At 40.1% G+C, this 18,519-nt stretch carries 18 protein-coding genes; 8 read left to right on the top strand and 10 right to left on the bottom strand.

The annotated features are described in order from the left end of the window. Positions 1–332: 332 nt before the first annotated feature. On the bottom strand, positions 333–737 hold the full coding sequence (locus N5852_RS05170; protein WP_262099363.1) for a hypothetical protein: 405 nt from the start codon (positions 735–737) through the stop codon (positions 333–335). A gap of 191 nt (positions 738–928) precedes the next feature. Between N5852_RS05170 and N5852_RS05165 the strand changes: the two genes are divergently transcribed. Further along, the gene (locus N5852_RS05165) at positions 929–1,285 is read left to right on the top strand and encodes a hypothetical protein (RefSeq protein WP_262099361.1); all 357 of its coding nucleotides are present in this window, start codon (positions 929–931) and stop codon (positions 1,283–1,285) included. 80 nt (positions 1,286–1,365) lie between these two features. Here the strand turns inward: N5852_RS05165 and pyrE are convergent, their stop codons facing one another. Together pyrE and N5852_RS05155 are read right to left on the bottom strand one after the other, a co-directional pair. Next, a complete protein-coding gene (gene pyrE / locus N5852_RS05160) occupies positions 1,366–1,944 on the bottom strand; it encodes an orotate phosphoribosyltransferase (protein WP_182418984.1) in 579 nt (192 codons plus the stop codon). Positions 1,945–2,202: 258 nt separating this feature from the next. Then, positions 2,203–4,446: a RelA/SpoT family protein gene (locus tag N5852_RS05155; RefSeq protein ID WP_262099360.1), complete on the bottom strand. Its 2,244-nt coding sequence runs from the start codon at positions 4,444–4,446 to the stop codon at positions 2,203–2,205. Positions 4,447–4,827: 381 nt separating this feature from the next. Here N5852_RS05155 and N5852_RS05150 point away from each other — a divergent pair, with 381 nt between their 5' ends. From N5852_RS05150 to leuA, 7 genes are all read left to right on the top strand, one after another. After that, the gene (locus tag N5852_RS05150; protein ID WP_262099359.1) at positions 4,828–5,229 is read left to right on the top strand and encodes a DUF2846 domain-containing protein; all 402 of its coding nucleotides are present in this window, start codon (positions 4,828–4,830) and stop codon (positions 5,227–5,229) included. Between the two features lie 172 nt (positions 5,230–5,401). Beyond that, entirely contained in the window at positions 5,402–5,701 is a 300-nt protein-coding gene (locus tag N5852_RS05145) for a hypothetical protein (protein ID WP_262099358.1), read from the top strand. Positions 5,702–5,851: 150 nt separating this feature from the next. Continuing rightward, on the top strand, positions 5,852–6,829 hold the full coding sequence (locus N5852_RS05140) for an asparaginase (RefSeq protein WP_262099357.1): 978 nt from the start codon (positions 5,852–5,854) through the stop codon (positions 6,827–6,829). Positions 6,830–6,857: 28 nt separating this feature from the next. After that, positions 6,858–7,352 carry a DUF805 domain-containing protein gene (locus tag N5852_RS05135; RefSeq protein WP_262099356.1) on the top strand — a complete coding sequence of 165 codons (495 nt, stop codon included), beginning with the start codon at positions 6,858–6,860 and terminating at the stop codon, positions 7,350–7,352. A 188-nt stretch (positions 7,353–7,540) separates the two neighbouring features. Further along, positions 7,541–8,173, top strand: coding sequence for an ATP-dependent Clp protease proteolytic subunit (locus N5852_RS05130; protein ID WP_262099355.1), 633 nt, complete (start codon positions 7,541–7,543; stop codon positions 8,171–8,173). A gap of 276 nt (positions 8,174–8,449) precedes the next feature. Next, positions 8,450–9,028 carry an NUDIX domain-containing protein gene (locus N5852_RS05125; RefSeq protein WP_262099354.1) on the top strand — a complete coding sequence of 193 codons (579 nt, stop codon included), beginning with the start codon at positions 8,450–8,452 and terminating at the stop codon, positions 9,026–9,028. A gap of 292 nt (positions 9,029–9,320) precedes the next feature. Further along, positions 9,321–11,009: a 2-isopropylmalate synthase gene (leuA, locus tag N5852_RS05120; RefSeq protein ID WP_262099353.1), complete on the top strand. Its 1,689-nt coding sequence runs from the start codon at positions 9,321–9,323 to the stop codon at positions 11,007–11,009. 189 nt (positions 11,010–11,198) lie between these two features. On the opposite strand, the gene N5852_RS05115 is transcribed toward leuA, so the two are convergent. From N5852_RS05115 to N5852_RS05085, 7 genes are all read right to left on the bottom strand, one after another. Beyond that, positions 11,199–12,083, bottom strand: coding sequence for an RDD family protein (locus N5852_RS05115; protein ID WP_262099352.1), 885 nt, complete (start codon positions 12,081–12,083; stop codon positions 11,199–11,201). Further along, on the bottom strand, positions 12,073–13,161 hold the full coding sequence (locus tag N5852_RS05110; RefSeq protein WP_410004249.1) for a stage II sporulation protein M: 1,089 nt from the start codon (positions 13,159–13,161) through the stop codon (positions 12,073–12,075). The genes N5852_RS05115 and N5852_RS05110 overlap by 11 nt, the downstream gene beginning before the upstream one ends. 5 nt (positions 13,162–13,166) lie before the next feature. Beyond that, entirely contained in the window at positions 13,167–14,480 is a 1,314-nt protein-coding gene (locus N5852_RS05105; protein ID WP_262099350.1) for a DUF58 domain-containing protein, read from the bottom strand. Beyond that, on the bottom strand, positions 14,481–15,437 hold the full coding sequence (locus N5852_RS05100) for an AAA family ATPase (protein ID WP_262099349.1): 957 nt from the start codon (positions 15,435–15,437) through the stop codon (positions 14,481–14,483). Next, entirely contained in the window at positions 15,424–16,716 is a 1,293-nt protein-coding gene (locus tag N5852_RS05095) for a hypothetical protein (protein ID WP_262099348.1), read from the bottom strand. Before N5852_RS05095 ends, N5852_RS05100 begins: the two co-directional genes overlap by 14 nt. Then, complete coding sequence (locus N5852_RS05090) at positions 16,709–17,518, bottom strand: hypothetical protein (RefSeq protein ID WP_262099347.1); 810 nt, start codon at positions 17,516–17,518, stop codon at positions 16,709–16,711. The genes N5852_RS05095 and N5852_RS05090 overlap by 8 nt, the downstream gene beginning before the upstream one ends. A gap of 238 nt (positions 17,519–17,756) precedes the next feature. Beyond that, positions 17,757–18,371, bottom strand: a complete 615-nt coding sequence (locus tag N5852_RS05085; protein WP_262099346.1) for a DUF805 domain-containing protein — start codon at positions 18,369–18,371, stop codon at positions 17,757–17,759. Positions 18,372–18,519 lie beyond the last annotated feature (148 nt).

Raw genomic sequence — 18,519 nt, 5'->3', positions numbered from 1 at the left:
ACATTTTTTAACACAATATATAAAACTACAATTGCTTGCCCTGAATAATCAGCCACAACCCTACCACGTCTTAAACGTAAAAAAAATACGGCAACAATAAAAGCACGGCATTATTATTTAAATAATTTGTTAAAAACAATGCCACAAGCCATCCCGAATAGGATTATCAGTCTTTTAAATCACATCGTCTTTTATTGCCCTGCGTCTAAAACGCACACTAACATAGATACTAAACGCTTTACGACTAAAATAGTTCCACTCAAGTCTATCATACAATGTTAAGCTTTTGTAAGATAGACTTATTTTCGGCGAACGAGAGAGTCACCTATCGGTTAATAAATTCTGTTGAAAATTTCTATATTATGCTTTTCTATTTTATCATAAGTGTCTTCTGTTAAAATTTGGCCATCAATATGTCCGCGTAAAAAATCTTGCGTATTTTGGAAAGTAAAGAATTGACAATATTTGCTATTCATTTGTTTTCGGTAAAAATAAATATTGAGCTGCACTTTTAAAAGACGACTATAAAATGGCTGATAAAGCTCTAACAATTGTTGGTGAGCTTCGCATATTGATGCTTTTTCTGCAATTAAAATCCATAAGGGCAATTCGTTTTGGGGCAATTGCAACTCGCCATAATATGCAAGCCAATGCTTTTTTGCAAAAAGCTCTACATCAGCTAAAAAATAGTCTGCCGCCTTTATAACTGTTATAGCGTCATTGCTATTAGTTTTCATTTATCCCCCCCCAATAGCTCCGCCTAATCAGAATTTACAAATGAATATTGATCAATCAATGAATGATTGTCACACAAATATATTTGCCGTTTATTTTTATAAAATTGAGATAAATATATAATTACAATATATTTGTATGCAATAAAGCAGAGCAACGTATATTACTTTCAACAATAGCAAAAGGACTTATAATGAATTTTCGTTTTGGAATACTCACAATATCTGCTGCTATAATTTTAACATTAACAGGTTGTGACCTAAAAGAACCGGATGAAAAGGAAATTTTTTCTTTACTACAGGAAAGTTTACCACAAAAAGACCTGGTGCAACTAGTGTCGTTAAAGAAACAAAACTGCGAGCGCATCAGCGAAACAAAAAACTCAATACGTTGCTATGTAAATGCAGTTTTGAAAACTCGTTCAAATCAAAATGAAGAATGGCAAACAACGACAAAAGACAATTTGGAGCTTCAGTTCGGCCATTTCGATGAAAACAAATGGTCTATTTTACGCAGAATTAAACCTGCTGACCGAAACTTCCCCTATTAAAATCAAGAGATAGGTATTTCAAACACCTTCAACAAAAGCAATTTTTGCTTTTGTTGAAAATCAATAATTTTAGTTTATTGTTAAATATTGCGGCTTCCTGGCTTAATTGCAGGAATTTTTGCAAGTTCTTCAGGCAAATTATCTGCATCATATGAAGGCACTTCATATTCAGCCAAAGCAATAAGCGGCACACCAACATCTACCTTGCCAGCGGAACGATCGACGATACAAGCGGCGGCAACAACATCAGCCCCAGCCTTGCGCATGCAATCGACAGTCTCACGAATAGAAAGACCGGTGGTTACAATATCTTCAACAATCACAACGCGTGCGCCTTTTTCAACATCAAAACGGCGAAGCTTGAACTCGCCATTTTCACGCTCAACCCAAATGGCTGGCACATTCAAATGACGTGATGTTTCATAAGCAGGGATAAGACCACCAATCGCTGGCCCTACAACATAGTCAATTTTTCCATCAACATTTTTACGAATTTTTTCAGCAAGACCACGGCATAATTTTTCAGTCAAATTAGCATGCATAAAAACATGGGCTTTTTGCATATAGGTACCACTACGCCGTCCTGATGTTAAAATAAAATGCCCTTCAAGAATGGCGCCTGCTTCGCGAAAAATATCAAGCACATCATCAGTTGTCATAAAAAATTCCTTCATTCTATTCGCGTGTTCTCTTAACTTTCACAAACTGATATCAAATTTCAGATACCATGCAAAAATGAATAGTGAAACGCATTTCTTTAAACCATTACACTTTGACATCTTTCCTAACGGACAACAGTCAAAATGCAAAAAACAAAACCGATTAACCGCAATAATCGATAAGCCCATTATGAGCCATATTTAATAGCGTTATTAACGTCATGCTAATATATATTCAAGCATCACATTGACCTTGCATCACGCATTAACGCGTTTTGCACCGCTAACCATATTTTCTTCTTTCAATTGCGAAATAATCTTGGTCAAATGTTTTAAATCCCAAACTTCAAGATCAATAATAATCTCGGTAAAATCTGGCGCAGTGCGCACCATTGATAAGTTTTGGATATTAGCATCATTTTTTGCCACAACTTGCGCTACTTCTGCTAAGGAGCCAGGCGAATTAATTGCCAAAACACTAACGCGTGCAGGAAAACGCTCAGTCATTGCGGCATCAATATCCCAGCGCACATCAATCCAACGCTCAGGCTGATCATCATAGGCTGTAAGCGCTGGCGATTGGATTGGATAGATAACGATACCTGCGCCCGGCTGCAAAATACCAACAATACGATCGCCGGGCACTGCACCTTCTGGCGAAAACCGCACCGGCACGTCACCATGAATACCACGAATAGGCAGTGGCGAACGCTGAAGCTCATCCCCGTCACGATCATCTGCATCGCCAGCAGCCTTTTCACTTCCAGGTACTTTAAAAATCATACCAGATGCATTTTGAATGTTAAACCAACCTTCTTCACCCGGTTTTGCTTTGCTTTTTGTTGTCGCACGGCTATCTTGATAATCAGGATAAACCGCTTTGATAACATCGCTTGATGGTAATTCACCGCGGCCAACGGATGCTAAGACATCATCAATGTCCTTGCGAGCAAGGCGCGAAAGCACAGGCTTTAACTCATCCTTGTTAAATTTTTTTCCTGCGCGCTCAAAGCTACGTTCTAATATTCTCGTACCCAATCCAGAATACTGTTTACGCACAGCAGCGCGTGTTGCACGGCGAATAGCCGCACGCGCTTTACCAGTCACCACCATAGATTCCCAAGCAGCAGGCGGCACTTGCGCTTTAGAGCGGATAATTTCCACTTCATCACCATTTTTTAAAACGGTCATCAACGGCATTATACGACCATTAATCTTAACGCCCACGCAAGAATCGCCAACATTGGTATGCACGGCATAAGCAAAATCAATCGGCGTTGCACCGCGCGGCAAAGCGATAAGCCGCCCTTTTGGTGTAAAACAGAAAACCTGATCTTGAAAAAGTTCAAGCTTAGTATGTTCCAAAAATTCTTCTGGATTATCGCCTTCAGACAGAGATTGAATAGTTTGGCGTAACCATGCATAGGCATTGGTTTCACCCGTCAAATTTTGCGGACTATTGGCTGAACCACGATCCTTATATATAGAGTGTGCTGCAACACCAAATTCAGCGATTTCATCCATCTCGTAGGTGCGAATTTGCAACTCCACACGCTGGCGCGATGGCCCAACAATCGTGGTATGGATTGAGCGGTAATCATTTTGTTTTGGAATAGAAATATAATCTTTAAACCGCCCTGGCACCATTGGCCATGTAGTGTGGATAACACCTAAGGAGCGATAGCAATCTGCCACCTTATGCACCATGACACGGAAGCCGTAAATATCTGATAATTGCTCAAAAGATAAAGCCTTGGTTTCCATTTTTTTGAAAACCGAATAGGCTTTCTTCTGGCGACTTTTTACTTTCGCATCAATACCATTTTCAGCAAAGAGGAAAGACAACTCATCTTCAATGGTGGTTAAAATATCGGCATTACGCTCTTGCAACTCTGCCAAACGATCTTTGACCGCGCGCCAACCTTCTGGATTAATGTAGCGAAAAGCAAGCTCTTCAAGCTCTTCTCGCATATCTTGCATACCCATGCGGCCAGCAAGCGGCGCATAAATATCCATGGTTTCTTCTGCGATACGGCGGCGTTTATCATCACGCATAACATCCAAGGTACGCATATTATGCAAGCGATCTGCAAGCTTTACCAAAAGAACCCGCACATCTTCAGAAATTGCAATCAACAATTTGCGCAAATTTTCCGCTTGGATGGCTTTTTTAGAAACAAGATCAAGCTTTTTTAGCTTGGTAAGCCCTTCAACTAATTTGCCAATTTCTGGCCCAAAAAGTTGATCTATTTCTGCGCGCGTCGCCGTTGTATCTTCAATAGTGTCATGAAGAAGCGCAACTGCAATAGTTGCCTCATCAAGGCGCATATCAGTTAAGATTGCAGCAACTTCTAAAGGATGAGAAAAATAGGCTTCACCAGTTGCACGTTTTTGCGCTCCATGCTTTTGCATGGCGTAAATATAGGCTTTATTTAGCAATGCCTCGTTGACGTCCGGCTTGTACCGCTGTACGCGCTCAACAAGCTCATATTGACGCATCATGGGCATAGTCTCCTGATTCTTTTTAGTAATTTACCATTGCAGAAATTTTATTGAAAAACATTAGTTTACAACAGCATATAAAGAAAAATTGCGGCATTTCAATTAAAATTACTGTAATCATTAAAATTATAAAACAATTCTAGATTAAACAACAACTATAAAACTTAAAATGGGGAACAGCTTTATCAGCTAACAGCGACTTATCCTCATAAATATAGGCTGCGCCTTTTCAATTGTGGTTAAAATAAAAAATTTATAATTGTAGAAAATAACTGCTTCATAAAACTCTAACCAATTTAATCTACTAGATTTTACATAAAACATTTAAGCTAAAAGGCATTTATCGATTAATATAATACTATTTAAAAAAGGTCTAATATTATGACAAAACTCGTCATTGAACGCAGTAAAAGCTATTTGGGTCGTAAACAAGCTTATAAAATCTGGATAGATGGCAAAAACATTGGCAAAATCAAGGATAATGAAACGATAGAACTTGATGTTGCAGCAGGGACCCATACTATACAAGTAGGGGTAAATAAAATGAGTGGCATGAGCAAAGTCGAATATTTTGAAGGGGTTGATAACCAAACCATTGATTATAATATTGACAGGCCGCATATTGGCAGCATTCTTTTTATCGTTGCAATCCTGCTTGCGGCTGTAGCTGGCGTAAATGTCAGCACTGGCCGTTTTGTCATCGTGTTTATTCTATTAATCGTCATGTTAGCTGTGATCGCTATTGCTGGGAAATTTCTAATTCGCCTTAACCGAATTAGTTAAAATTAAAATATATTTTGTAACTTCGCACAATTAAAATAAAAATTAAATCGAACCGGAGGACTTCAATCTTGGCTACCCTTATCCTAAAACGCAAAAAAGCATATTTGGAAAAAACGTCCCATTAACAATATGGTTAAATGATGATGATGCGGCAACGATAGATAATGATGAAATGATTGAATTGGAAATTGAAGCTGGTGAACATAGTATTTGTGCTGGCATCAATCTGTTTACCGGCTATAGTAAATTGCAAACATTTACTGCAACTGATGACCAAGTGCTAAAATATGAGATTTATCGCCCACTATTGGGCAACATTATCGTGTTTCCATTGGCATTTTTTATCCTCGCAATATTTCGTACTTTTAACCATGGAACAAACCTTGGTTTAACGGCTGGTTTGCTCATATCTATTATAATCTGTATTTTTTTAACAAGAAAATATTCTTTTGATATGAAACGCATTCAATAATGATATAATTTTATATTTAATTCATAGTGTCAAAACTGATATTATTAAATCAACTTTATGAGTTGTTACTCTCCTTTTCTGAAGATATTAGAAGTTTGTGTAAAAGGCAAAACTGGCTGCCGCCAATATTAAATTAAATAGGACGAAACTATGAAAAACATCAAAATTATAACAACTGGTGGCACCATTGCATCGACCAAAAGTAAAAATTCTGAAGGTGTCGTTGCTGGGATAAATGGCAATAGTCTGATTGAAACGATCAAAGATCGCTTGCCAAATGTCCTATTATCAGTTGACGATTTTTGCACCTTGGATAGTGCAGCGTTTACTTTGCCCCTAGCCTTCTCGCTTGCAAAGCAGATTAATGAAACCTTGCAACAGGCTGATTGTGACGGTGTTGTTGTAACTCATGGCACTGACACAATGGAAGAAAGCGCTTTTTTAAGCGATCTTATTGTGCATTCACATAAGCCGGTAATTTTTACGGGTGCCCAGCGCAATGCTAGCGAAAGTGACAGCGATGGGCCACGTAATATTATTGAAGCGATTATTGCAGCTCAAAGTGATAAAACGCAAAATCTTGGGACATTAATCGCCTTTGAGCATGACCTGCATGCTGCTCGCGAAGTAAGCAAAACCCACACCTATCGTGTAGATAGTTTCCGCTCAAGCAGCTTTGGTAAAATCGGCTCAATCGAGTTTGGCAAGGTCAGCATTTGGCGTAAGCCCCTGATGCGAAGCCATATCGCAACAACGACAATCGAAGATAATATCGGCTTTATGAAATTAGCCATGGGTGTGAGCCCAAATTACCTAACCTTTGCAGCGAGCCAAGGCGTGAAAGGTTTTGTACTTGAAGCCTTTGGTCTTGGCAATGCACCTGATGGATTTGCTGCAGCAATCAAGGTCTTAACCGACAGAAATATTCCGGTTATCATATCTTCTCGTTGTATTGAAGGGCGCACAATTCCCATTTACGGCGGCGATAGCGGCGGCGTCTCACTTGCTAAAGCCGGTGCAATTTTTTCAGGCTCTTTATCAGGTGTTAAATCGCGCATTGCCCTTGCATGCCTAGTCGGCGCCAGCGCAAGCTATGAAACCATTCAAAGCTATTTTGACGCGCAATAATTTATCAAAATGAAACTTAAGGTGAAACATGGGCTTTTTAGAAGCAAACTATACAACATTTATTAAAAAATATGCTACTTTTTCTGGTCGTGCTTCACGTTCAGAATTTTGGTGGTTTCGTTTAAGCTATTTAATACTCACACGGTTATTAGCGTGGGGAATACCAAAACTACTAGAAACAAGTTGGGGATCGATGGTATACCTCGCCCCAATACACTTTTATATCCTTTTCATGTGCATCGATCTCGTAATCCTAGTACCATTTCTCTCCGTAGCATCACGCCGTTTACATGATAGAGATATGTCAGGGTTTTGGTCGATCATTATTCTCATCCAAGCAATATTACCTTATTACGAGCTATTTGCAGAACCAGACCCACTTCCATTCAAAACGTTAAATGGTTTATGTATCATAGCAGTGATTATTCTACAGATCATTTTGATGTTTCAAGGCACTATGGGTGCCAATAAATACGGGCCAGACCCATTAAGACCAAATACCAACACGGATGTATTTGCCTAACAATACTTTTACGAAACGAACAAATAAGTTTTAGCATTGGACGCCTCGCCATAATCGTTACAAAACGATAATATAGCATCGAATCAATAAAAACTTTTTGCCACATTGTGAAAGAGTTCAAATTGCAATAAAGATTACACATTTCAATTTAACCTTGAAATGCTGGTTATAGAATAAGGAACCCGCTTATGAGCGATGAAAAGACAAAAGAAACAAAAGACGAAAATGCAGCTAAGCCGCTTGCAGGACGTATGGAAGAAAATCTATTTCGCTCACGCTTCGTTTTCATCATCGGCGGAATTGATGATAAGATGGCCAAAAATGTTGTGGCTCAGCTTATTGGGCTTGCGCAAGAATCTTCCGATCCTATCTATGTGGTTGTGTCTTCACCCGGTGGCCATGTAGAATCTGGCGATCTTATTCATGATATGGTTAAATTTATTCCAGCCCCAGTTACCATGATTGGTTCAGGCTGGGTTGCAAGTGCTGGTACCCATATTTTCTTAGCTGTTCCTAAAGAACGCCGTTTGTGCCTTGAAAATACTCGTTTTCTCATCCATGAACCGTCAGGCGGCATTGGCGGCTCAGCAACGGATGTAGAAATTCAAGCTCGTGAAATTTTACGTATGCGCGAGCGTTTGGCTAAAATTATCTCACGCGAAACTGGACAACCGGTTGAACGGGTACGCGCTGATATTGACCGCGACCATTGGATGACCGTCGAGGAAGCCATGGAATATGGTATTGTTTCACGCGCCATTAGCACAATGGCAGATCTTGGGGCAGATCTTGCGGCAGCTCCTAGCAGTAGCCAAAAATAAGTCTCTAAGTTTTGCTATATTTTTAAACCTGCTATGTGCTGCGCATCTAGCAGGTTTTTTATTGGGCAAACTCAACACTGCTAAAAACCAAATTCCGATTATTCTTTTTCTTAAATGTTTTCAAAGGCAACCTTATATTTCTTATTGCCGACATAAAAAAGACAAATATTCAGTGGGTTAACCTATAGGGATAGGCTTTTTTAAATAAATTTAACTAGCATATAATAGCTTGATGTGCGAAACTGAGTGAGATGCATTGTAACTGGAGTGCCTGTCATGGAATTTAATAGAATCCGCAATATTGCAGAAAAAATTCTATCAGCCGGATGGACCAGATTATCCTGCTTTGATTTTGAGTTCCAACGCCGTAGCGGGGAATGGAATGCACAAAAACGCGAAGTTTATTGCCGTGGTCCAGCTAGTGCGATTGTACCTTATGATCCTATAAGGCAAACGGTTCTTTTGACCCGTCAATTGCGCCTTCCAGCCTTTTTAAATGGTGACAACCCAATGCTGCTTGAAGCTTGCGCTGGGATTATTGATGAGGGTGAAACACCGGAAATAGCCATTATGCGTGAGGGCGAAGAAGAATTAGGCTATCGTTTCCATCAACTCACCCGAATTGGGCGCGGCTTTTCTAGCCCGGGCTACTCATCAGAAGAATTATATCTTTTTATTGCCACCTATGATGCAGGCGACCGCATTGGTGCAGGCGGTGGCCTATATAGTGAAGGCGAAGATATTGAAGTGGTAGAAATGGCGCTAGAAAAAGCTTTAATCATGGTTGAAAATGAAGAAATTATTGATTTAAAAACAATCCTTCTTTTGAATTTATGTAAACAAAAGTTTTGTTAGTCGCTTTTTCTCTTGCGGGCTTGAATAAAATATGTAGTATCTAACACATGAAAATACTTGATCGCGCCACGTTCTGGAATAAAAGCTTTGCTGCCAAGCAAGGGCTTTGCGCGACTGTACATTTCAGCAGCTTTTCTTTGGTAGGCATTGCAAATGCACTACTACTCGGCCTTATTTGCGGTTGTCGGGTTCGCTGAGAGGCGCCCGGCAGCCGATTTATGCCATTACGGCAAAATGCCTCTTTTTCCAATATTCTTGTTTTTAACATTAGTTCGTAATGAAGAGTGATATTATGACTTATACTGCTGCAAAAAAAGGCATGGTCAATGCTGACCAAAAATATCAAGCATATCCACAAGTTGGTTTAAAGGACCGCACTTGGCCTGATAAAAGAATTGAACATGCCCCTATCTGGTGCTCTGTCGATTTGCGCGATGGCAATCAAGCTTTGATTGATCCAATGGGGCAAGACCGCAAAGAGCGTATGTTCCGTTTACTTGTTGACATGGGTTTTACAGAAATTGAAGTCGGTTTTCCATCAGCCTCACAAACTGATTTTGAATTTGCCCGCTGGTGTATTGAGCACGGCAACATGCCAGACTATCTCAGCATGCAAGTCTTAGTGCAGTGCCGCCCAGAATTAATCACCCGTACTTTTGAAGCCTTGGAAGGTGCCAATCATCCGATCGTGCATTTTTATAATTCGACCAGCGAATTGCAACGCCGCGTTGTTTTTGGCAAAGATGTTGCTGGCATCAAACAAATCGCGACCGATGCTGCAAAAATGATTAGCGACATGGCAGCAAAAGCCGGCAATGACTTCCAATTCCAATATTCGCCAGAAAGCTTTACTGGTACAGAGCTTGAAGTTGCACTAGAAATATCTAATGCTGTGATCGAAATCATTAATCCGACACCAGAGAAGAAAATGATTTTGAACTTGCCTTCAACAGTTGAAATGTCTTCGCCTAATATTTATGCTGACCAAATTGAATGGATGTGCCGCAATATTGACCGCCGCGATAGTGTTGTTATTTCCTTGCATCCGCACAATGACCGTGGTTGCGGTATTGCAGCTGCGGAACTTGGCTTGATGGCTGGTGCCGACCGCGTTGAAGGCACATTATTTGGTAATGGTGAACGTACTGGCAATGTTGATATTGTTACCCTTGCCTTAAATATGTTTACTCAAGGCGTTGACCCCATGCTTGACTGCTCTAACATTGAGCGCATGAAGGAAGTTTACGAATATTCCAACCAATTACGCATTCCTGAACGCCATCCTTATGTTGGTGAATTGGTTTACACCGCTTTTTCTGGTTCGCATCAAGATGCCATCAATAAAGGCATGAAAACAATAAAATCAGCCAATTCTCCCGTCTGGGAAGTGCCTTATTTGCCAATTGATCCGCAAGATGTGGGCCGCTCTTATGAAGCAATTATCCGCATCAACTCACAATCGGGCAAAGGTGGTATTGCTTATATTCTAAATCAGGATTACGGTTTAAACTTACCACGCAAATTGCAGGTTGAGTTCCGTGACGTCATTCAAAAAATTACCGATGTTGAAGGTAAAGAGCTTCAATCGCAGCGTATTTATGATGAGTTTATTAAGACCTATACCTCAGGTGAAAATGCGCGCTTTGGATATATTGACCATGAAAGCCGCCCAGATCCGGTTGACCGCAACCGCCGCATTGTAACGGCTGATATAACTGATAATGGTGTTGTAAAAAGCATTGAAAGCAAAGGCAATGGTGTTGTTGATGGCTTTATCAATGCACTATCCAACTATATTGGTAAAAAGCTTTCCGTTATCGATTATTCTGAGCATTCCATGCAACAAGGCTCTGATGCAACCGCCATTTGTTATATGGAGATTGCCTATCCTGATGGCCATGTATTTGGTGTTGCTATTGATGACAATATTACCAGTGCGTCCCTTGCCGCCATTTTGGCAGCTGCCAACCGCATCGCATAATTCTAACATCTAACTTATAAATATCATATGCCCATTTAAGTCTTTCGATTTAAATGGGCATATTTTTATTAGAGCGTTTTCCGAAAACTATGAAGCGATTTTCGGACAAAAAAGCAGTGTAAACAATGGCTTAGACCGCATATCTGATCCAATCAGATCGAAATACGCTCTAGGAAAAAACAAAGAGCTTTATTTTTTGGTTTCGCTCGTGTGAAACTTGTTTTCACGCCTTGTGCCAAATAAACGCAATTTTTCAAGATGTTCGCGTTGAACTTTATAAAACTCCGTTAGAAAAAGACGCTCTTGCCCCGGACGCAATGTTTCTTGAAAATTAATTTTGCGCATAATGGTTTGCGTCACCAACCGCATTTGTTCGTCCATCTGCAACATATTACTATCACGCAATATGGCTTCTAAGGTTTGCAATTCATGGCGGCCATAAATTTCTAATTGCTCTGGCAAAAAGGTAAATACCGCGCTTTTAGTATTTAAACCTCCACTACTTACCACAAGATCAGGCATTAATACCGATGTAGGATTTTCCACCACTAATGTGCCGGCAATAATATCCCCCAACCTTTGGCGACGACGACTGCTAAATAACACGATAACAATAATTGCTGTCCAAACTAAAGTAACAATTTCAGCCCATAGCGGCAAGAATGCGAACAAAAACAACAATTCTATTGGTACAAAAACCTCAATTTCCTTCATCAGATTACGAGCTGCAATTTGATGTGGCGTCAAACGCCGACCATTTATATTGATAACCCTAATCTTTACAAGTTTTTTACCTATAGTCCGACCGTTCCAAATAAGTTCAGAAAAAATATAATATGGTGTACGTATAAAAAACCCAACCAATGTTGCTAAAGTTGAACCTGCCGTCCAACTAAGCAAATTTACAAGTGATAGAAACCGAAACAGACTGTAAGTAAAACAAATTATTAAAACAAAATCAATAATTTGCGCTGCAAAACGGCTACCAATTGTCGCTATCGTAAAATGAATAGGAACACCTTCAGGCGGTATAAATTCCCATAAACGAGGATTAATACGTTTTTTACTGCTCATTTTTTAATCCTGTTTTTTCTGGTCTTCCACGTCCGCTAAAACACAACCAAGTTAACCAAAAAATACCCATACCCCAGCCGATTAAAATCCGAATTTCTGCTGACTGAATAAGTTGACGCAAGAAGCCCTCTAAAAAGGCAGCAACTATAAGCATAATGGCAGCAAGTATAACCAATTTTACTGCGTCATGCGATTGATATTTCAAAGCATCCTTGCGCGTATGTAATCCTGGCAACAAAACCGCCAACCCTAAGCGCGCGCCGCCAGCACAAGCAATTGCTGTAGCCGCCAGCTCAGTAACCCCGTGAATGGAAAGCCATGCAAAAATATCATAACCCAATCCCTTTTGCGCGAACACGCCAAAAAATGCCCCAAGGACCAACCCATTATAAAACGTCAACAGAAAGCTGGGAACAGCCCAAAAAATCCCCAATGCAAATATAAATATGGCTATTCCAGTATTATGAGAAAACAAATCTGCAGAAAAATCAGTCAACCCAACAATAACATTTTTTTCATCACTATAAATCGAAGCAAGAAGCGTTTCGCGACTGGCATCGGGTGTTCGCGTGTCAAAAAGATCGGTTGGTACAAGGCTATAAAACCATGTCGTATCTTGGTTAAAGAGCTGATAGCCAACAACCGCCCCTAAAATAAGTGCAAGAAAGCCAACAAAAAGCGGTAAGGCCGAGCGGCGGACGGCTTGAGGAATACCGTAGATAAACAGGCGACTAATAACACCTGACAAACTTTCTTGCGGTGCATAAACGACAAGATAAGCACGCGAACAAAGGCTTTCGAGATAATCAATTAAAGCGCGATCGAGAGAAATATCACGGGCAACACTTAAAGAGTTCATCGCTTGGCGATAAGTGTCGGTAAGTTCGTTGGTTTCTTCATAGGTAAAATTTTTAACACCGCTTTTTTCTGCTCTGCTTATTAACGCATCAAGCCGTAACCAATATTTTTCTCGCTCCAATCGAAAGCGTGAGGACCGTAAATTGTCCCGTTCCCCAGTGGTGGAAATGTCGTTGCGATTACTTGTATTTAAAAAGCGGAAACTATGTTCCAAGTCCATCTCGCTCATATCATCCCCCGCAATTTAATATCAATATAACGCGATATCAAGTTGGTGGTAAGCTGCTCGGGCGTGCTGTCAAGACAAAGAATGCCTAAACGATCGAGCTTTTCTAATACCGCACGTCTTTCCTCAATAATATTATAGGCAGAAACAGCGCGCGCAATCGGCTCCATTCCTAAAACCTCAGGTTTTGTCATTTTATCAAGGATGGGATCTTTCAAAGCCACATAGAGAACCAAATGCTGTTTAGTTAAAACATGCATATTTTCAATCATCAACTCAGCAGTAATAGTATCAACAAAATCTGAAAAAATAATCACCAGCGAGCGTTTTTTCAATTTCATCGCCAATTGAGTTAAACCAAGAGTATGGTTCGTTTCCTGCGTTTCATATTGCATTTGCCCGCAAGTTCTTTGGATACGGCTAAAAGCATTACGCCCAGGCGTTGCTGGAATAAAAATACGCGGCCTACTATCAAAACTGTAAAAGCCAACATTATCACCAGCAATGCCTGATGCCCAACACATGGCTAAAGCTGAATTTATTGCACTATCAAGCTTGGATAATGTCGCCAGTTGCTCCGCCATCAAACGTCCACTATCAATACATAAAACGATCTGATGGTTGCGTTCAATCCGTGTTTCACGCACAATAAGACTTCTTGTCCGTGCCGAGCGTTTCCAGTCAATACTGCGCGGGTCCATGCCTGCACTAAATTCACGCAATTGATGAAACTCACTCCCATCCCCTCGCGTTTTCATTTCCTTTTGTCCATCAGCAAAAGGATAAATTTGCGTATAAATTGCTCCAGACAAAACTGTCGAAATATCGGGAACAATTAGCACTGTTCGATCGATGGGAAAAGATATAATAAATTCTAACAACGAGAACCTAGATGACCACTGGAGCCAAAGAGCTGGTATTTTAAACTCACCCCGCTTGGTTGCCGTAATTTTGGCTGGAATGGATGTTTCCTTGGCGTCCTTTGCATAGAGTTGGCGAAACTCAGTTTCACCAACAAAAGCAGATGGAATATCAAGGCGCATCACCAATCCATCGGGTAAAGCCCCCTTTTGCGCAAAGACGCGTGCCACAAGCTCAAGATCATGCCCGACAAATCCTTGTTCGGGCAATTTTACATCCAAGCCTATTCGCTTTGGTGGCACTGAAGCGAACATATCTATAACCACGATAGCAATCAACATTGCCCAAAGTGCAAGTAAAAGCCAGCTAAGGCTTACAAACCAAAAGGCAATAATAATTGTTAAAACCGTAAGGGCCAAAACAAGCGTGATGAGGTGAGTTGAAGGGCGCATCTATCGGGGGGCATCCACACGGTTTATAATATTGGTTAAAACATCTTCCGCGGCTTTGCCATCAATTTCAGCCGCTGGTGAAAGCACAATACGATGACGCAATGCTGGAATAAACAAGGCCTGTACATCATCAGGAATAGCGTAATTACGGCCCTCAAATCCGGCACGCACGCGCACTGCGGTGGCAAGCGCATCAGCAGCTCTTGTTGATGCACCATATAATATATCACCATCAGAACGAGTAGCGCGGACAAGATCAACGATATAGACCAAAATCGTTTCATCAAGCCGTATATCATCAATCAACTCATGAGCAGATTGTAAAACACTTGCGGTTAAGATCTGCTGCAATTGCGGTTTACTTGCGTCCCCTTGGTAAGCTTTGGAACCATGAGCCGTCAAAATAGATATTTCAGTATCACGGTCGGGAAAATCAACAACTAATTTGAAAAGAAAGCGATCAAGCTGCGCTTCAGGCAAAGGATAGGTACCATGTTGCTCAATAGGGTTTTGGGTTGCTAGCACAAAAAAGTCATCACCAAGAGAATAATCAGTGCCGTCAATCGTGACCATACGTTCATTCATAGCTTGCAGCAATGCCGATTGCGTTTTGGGTGGCGCACGATTGATTTCATCGGCCAAAAGAATATCGGTAAAAACGGGACCTTTGGTCAAATGAAACTTATTGGTCTCAAAATTAAATATATTGATGCCAAGCACGTCGCTCGGCATTAAATCTGGTGTAAATTGAATACGCCGGTACTGCATATCCATGACACTTGAGACACAGCGAGCAAGCAAGGTTTTAGCAGTACCGGGAGGTCCTTCTACCAAGCAGTGACCTCTTGCAAAGAGAGCAGTTAAAACAAGATCAATCAATGCATCCTGCCCCTGCACATGCTTATTGATTTCATTGCGTATAGACGCAACCAATTGATGGAGTTCATCGAGATTCAAGGTCTACTCTCCTTAATAATTCGCGAAAATCTTCTAAATTTTTATACAATTCATGACGCTTCATTGTTGGCCCATGCACCGTTAAAGAATGCGCTAAAGCTGCAAATTTTTTGGCTAAAACTTTGTCTCTCTGGCCAAGGCGTTTTATAAGACGGTCAACACCTGCTTGATTGCCACCACTCTCGCCAAACGCTCGTACCGCCCTATCTAGCAAACTGTTTTGCACGAATTGTGCAACCATCTGTCCATCATTGCCTGAAAGACGTAATAATCTTGCCATGGCATTTACTGCAGCCATTTTGGATATTTCAATATTACCATTTGCTTCCTTTAGCGCTGGGCCAAATCGAAAAGCACCGCGCCATAGGCAAATGATAGTAATCATTAAAATTGCCGCCCAAATGGTTGATAGTGGATATTCAAAAAGACGAGCAAAATCGCTAGCATCGCGCTTATAAGCCTTTTTTTCAACTTCTTTACCATCGCCGCTCATTTGGTTTGAAAATAATTTTTCATTTGAATCAAGAAAAACCGATGTTGCATCGGAGTTTGCCAAAATATCCTTGATCATGCTAATTGCTACTTCTCTATTTTTCCCAAGAGAAAGACCATGGCTGTTTAGCAGGTCAGGATCTGACAGAAAATAAGCCTCATAATCGCCATAACAACTTATCAATAAAGCACCAGCTTTTATGCCAAGCAATTCTTCACACTCATCAGGAATACTACCCCGCTCAAAATATTGCGCATTATAAAGCTCAATTTCACCCCTATCGCCACCATAGGTCTTAACCTCTTCGCGCGTGAAGCTATTTAATACGCGGTTCACTCTTATGTCGTCATAATCCAGAGTGGACATGACCCAATTAACATTAGGTAGCAACAACAAATAATTATTGTTAGCTTCAAGGTTTTCACTTACCCGATCATCCCATTTTGGCAAGACAATCATTGTTTCAATTTCTTCAACCTTGTTTTGAAAGATATTTGTTAATTCACTGCGCGCATCGTTAGAATAGGGAAGTTGATAATGGCCATTTAAATAGGGGAACAAAACTGCATCAATCGACAAAATACGAAAGTCAAATTGCGATATTGAATAGGTTTTATACTTATCAGCACTTATTGCTTTAATATTATCCTCGTTTAAAACGAGCTCCAGCCCCTTATTTCCTAAGGCCGAAACCTCATAAGGTTTACTGCGCCATTGCGACGTAAACAGCAATAAGGCTAATAAAAATAAAGCCAAAAGTATGACTATAATGACGGATTTACGCATTAGCCATTTTCCTTATGCTTAAAAAATTTCTAGCCTTATCTATCAAGCAATCAAACTGGTCAGAAGTTATTTCTTGTCCACCATAATGCACAAGCTCGGTTGTTTCTAATAAAAGCGCTAAATCGTCACGCTGCGGCAATATTTCAGGCAGACGGCGAAAAACCGTGCGCTCGGTATCAGAACGAGCAAGACGGGTAGAGCTTATTGTAGCAGCATGTAAAAGGCACATACGCAACAATTCTATCATCGCAATACGCTTGTCATCCATTGCTAAAACAGCAGATAAAATATCCTTTGAAGCCTGGGAAATAGCGGTGTTTGTTTTGGCCCAATTTTCAGGGACCTCACTAGGTGCCTTTATTTCCTTTAGCGCGGGACTTAACAAAACACCCGAACCGCCAAACCGCAACCAAAGTAAAATCGCGCCAATGACAAGTAGTAAAACCACTATCATAGCAGTGGACCCACCAAAAACTGGCTTGGGACGTGGATTGGATTGAACCCTATTTTCTTTATCAGATTTTGATTGCGCCTGCTTATTCTGTTTTTCTCCCTCTTTGACATCATAAGCGATTTTACAATCAATTTTATTTTTTTTACAATCTGCAAGATATTGAAGTTGCTTTAATTGGCTTGCGTCCTCTGCAGCAGGTAATTCATTAGTACTATGCGCGACAGTACTATGTGTGATGGGCGATACACCAGATGAATGGTTAGCAGCACTTTGTGCCTTAGCATTGGTGGCAACCAATACCAAGCCAAGCCCAAAAGCTACCATTATTATCGCTTTAATACTTTTCATTAAAAATCCCGCTAATACACCTTGCCATGAGTGAGGTTGACACGAATTCCTCCATATTTACCCCACTTAATTTACCTTGCATAACTATTCTATTTTTATAAACAATTCCCCATTTAAAAAAACAACTTAAGTCATATTAATAAAACTTATTATATTTTTACGTACAATCAATCATATAAAAAACTGATATGCAGGTTTGAAATATCAACCTATATGCGCAAGCTGCCACTATTCAACACTACCGGAAAACATCAGAAACAGTATTGAGACCCAATGGATCTGGCCCATATCTATTCGGACCATTGGTACCTTTAAATATTAATAATATAAATACCACAAACCCAACAAGTAAAAGAACCCACAAAACAGCCAATATAATAAAAAACAATATCATTAAATATTGTTGTGAAACAATAGATTCAACATATTCAGCCATAAAGGAATACATTTGCTCCGGATCTATTATTAGATCTCTATATTTAACAAGAAAAAATACAAATATTGCCAGATAAAGCATTAAAAGAATCTGCAATGATCCCCATGCCATTGCCCAAAAACCCGACATATTACGATCATGCAAGCGACGCACTTCAACGGATAAACTGGGTATAAACAAATACAATCCAAGTAGCAAGGAAACACTAATATCAACTAAAGAGGCATGAAAAGGACTAAATAGCAAGATATCCATTAACGAAGAAATCAACCAAGAAATGCCATAACTAATTACAAAGGTGAAAAGTACAAACCACCAATACTCTGCACGCCTTGCCCGACCAGAAAAATCGCCATATTTTTGAAAAAGAACAATCTTTATGGCTTCCGTAAAGCCCATTTTAGTTTTTGAGGTCAAGATACTATCCTTTTAACAACAACTTTTCTGTACTTTAAAATTATTTTAAAAAACAATCCAAGAGTTAATATTAACCTTACTAGAATTTAAATAATAACAAAGATACTAGTACAGCAACTAATATATATAAATATGAAAATGTAAATAT

Source organism: Bartonella sp. HY328, from assembly GCF_025449335.1.
Classification (GTDB): domain Bacteria; phylum Pseudomonadota; class Alphaproteobacteria; order Rhizobiales; family Rhizobiaceae; genus HY038.
This window is presented reverse-complemented; position numbering and strand designations above follow the sequence as displayed.

Excerpts from the sequence above, each read along its gene's own strand:
- N5852_RS05170 (WP_262099363.1), bottom strand. The coding sequence starts at position 737 with ATGAAAACTAATAGCAATGACGCTATAACAGTTATAAAGGCGGCAGAC.
- N5852_RS05165 (WP_262099361.1), top strand. The coding sequence starts at position 929 with ATGAATTTTCGTTTTGGAATACTCACAATATCTGCTGCTATAATTTTA.
- pyrE (WP_182418984.1), bottom strand. The coding sequence starts at position 1,944 with ATGACAACTGATGATGTGCTTGATATTTTTCGCGAAGCAGGCGCCATT.
- N5852_RS05155 (WP_262099360.1), bottom strand. The coding sequence starts at position 4,446 with ATGATGCGTCAATATGAGCTTGTTGAGCGCGTACAGCGGTACAAGCCG.
- N5852_RS05150 (WP_262099359.1), top strand. The coding sequence starts at position 4,828 with ATGACAAAACTCGTCATTGAACGCAGTAAAAGCTATTTGGGTCGTAAA.
- N5852_RS05145 (WP_262099358.1), top strand. The coding sequence starts at position 5,402 with ATGATTGAATTGGAAATTGAAGCTGGTGAACATAGTATTTGTGCTGGC.
- N5852_RS05140 (WP_262099357.1), top strand. The coding sequence starts at position 5,852 with ATGAAAAACATCAAAATTATAACAACTGGTGGCACCATTGCATCGACC.
- N5852_RS05135 (WP_262099356.1), top strand. The coding sequence starts at position 6,858 with ATGGGCTTTTTAGAAGCAAACTATACAACATTTATTAAAAAATATGCT.
- N5852_RS05130 (WP_262099355.1), top strand. The coding sequence starts at position 7,541 with ATGAGCGATGAAAAGACAAAAGAAACAAAAGACGAAAATGCAGCTAAG.
- N5852_RS05125 (WP_262099354.1), top strand. The coding sequence starts at position 8,450 with ATGGAATTTAATAGAATCCGCAATATTGCAGAAAAAATTCTATCAGCC.
- leuA (WP_262099353.1), top strand. The coding sequence starts at position 9,321 with ATGACTTATACTGCTGCAAAAAAAGGCATGGTCAATGCTGACCAAAAA.
- N5852_RS05115 (WP_262099352.1), bottom strand. The coding sequence starts at position 12,083 with ATGAGCAGTAAAAAACGTATTAATCCTCGTTTATGGGAATTTATACCG.
- N5852_RS05110 (WP_410004249.1), bottom strand. The coding sequence starts at position 13,161 with ATGGACTTGGAACATAGTTTCCGCTTTTTAAATACAAGTAATCGCAAC.
- N5852_RS05105 (WP_262099350.1), bottom strand. The coding sequence starts at position 14,480 with ATGCGCCCTTCAACTCACCTCATCACGCTTGTTTTGGCCCTTACGGTT.
- N5852_RS05095 (WP_262099348.1), bottom strand. The coding sequence starts at position 16,716 with ATGCGTAAATCCGTCATTATAGTCATACTTTTGGCTTTATTTTTATTA.
- N5852_RS05090 (WP_262099347.1), bottom strand. The coding sequence starts at position 17,518 with ATGAAAAGTATTAAAGCGATAATAATGGTAGCTTTTGGGCTTGGCTTG.